Source organism: Bordetella sputigena, assembly GCF_965137885.1.
Classification (GTDB): Bacteria; Pseudomonadota; Gammaproteobacteria; order Burkholderiales; family Burkholderiaceae_B; genus Bordetella_C; species Bordetella_C sputigena.
The window spans coordinates 1-1,164 of record NZ_CBCSCA010000035.1; the positions used below are offsets into that span (position 1 = coordinate 1).

General features: G+C 67.0%; 1 protein-coding gene and 1 pseudogene. Both read left to right on the forward strand.

Features of this window, described 5'->3' with window-relative positions; all coding sequences use genetic code 11:
* Nucleotides 1-255: 255 nt before the first annotated feature.
* A partial coding sequence (locus ACNA0R_RS27230; protein ID WP_415829201.1) for a hypothetical protein occupies nt 256-305 on the forward strand: 50 nt, incomplete at its 3' end.
* Nucleotide 306: 1 nt separating this feature from the next.
* Nucleotides 307-464 (forward strand): annotated as a pseudogene (locus ACNA0R_RS27235) (hypothetical protein); the annotation flags it as partial.
* Nucleotides 465-1,164 lie beyond the last annotated feature (700 nt).

Below are 1,164 nucleotides of genomic sequence, written 5' to 3' on the forward strand. Positions count from 1 at the left end.
TCCGGCGCACTGGCGGTGACCAAGGAAGCGTTTCCCTACATGACGATGCGTCAGATCAGGGAGATTGTGCTGACCTCGGCCAATCGCGAAGGCCATCGCGCCGATCGCGGTATTTATGGTTGGGGCACGCTGGATCTGGGCCGTGCGGTGCGGGGCCCCGTGGAGTTCGGCGCCGAAGGCTTCGATCCGATCTTCGACGTCGATACGCAGGGACATGACTCCTGGTGGGGCAACGACATCGAGGGCGTGGGCGGCATGACCAAGCGCGGCGCCGGTACGCTGCTGATGACGGGTCACAACACCTANGCGGGACCGACCACGGTAAAGGGGGGCGTGCTGGCGGTGCAGGGCTCCAACGCACACTCGCCGTTGACGGTGGAGCGCGAGGCGTTGCTGACCGGCTCGGGTACCGTGGGTTCGACACAGGTCTCCGGCACGGTCGCGCCCGCGAACCCGGGTGCGTCNTTGAAGGTGGCGGGCGATTATGTGCAGCGCACCGAGGGCCTATATATTGCCGCCATCAACGCCGATGGCACGGCGTCCGACCGTATCGATGTCCAGGGCACCGCGCGCATCGATGATGCAGCGTTGTGGGTCGCTGGTATCAGCGCCAACGCGGTGAACCGCGAGTACACCGTGCTGCAGGCAGCTGGCGGCATCCAGGGCGATTACGCCAGGGTGCCGGACCCGTATGTGTTCCTCGATCTGGAGCAGGGCGTTCAGAACAACGATCCCACACGCTATCGTTTCGCCGTGAATCGCAACAGCACCGCCTTCGCGTCGGCGGCGAGCACGTCGAACCAGCGCGCGGTGGCCGAAGCCCTGGATACGGCGGGCGTGGGCCTGGCGGCCTATGACGCTACGGTCATGGCCACCGGTACGGAAGGCCTGTCGCGGCGCTTTGACCACTGGTCCGGGGAGGCGCACGCGAGCATGCTCAGCGCATTGACCATGCAGTCGCAGCAGGTGCGCGATAGCATGCTGGCGCGCACGCGGGCCATGGGTGGCGCCAATGCTGGCAGCGGCGGCAGCCACAATGGCAACGGCGGCGACGCATCATCGCAAGCACAATCGGTCGTCCGCGACGCCAGCGGCAAGGCGGTCTGGGCGCAATACGCCGGCGCGCGCGACCGCCTGTCGGGCAACGGCAACGCGGCAGGCTTC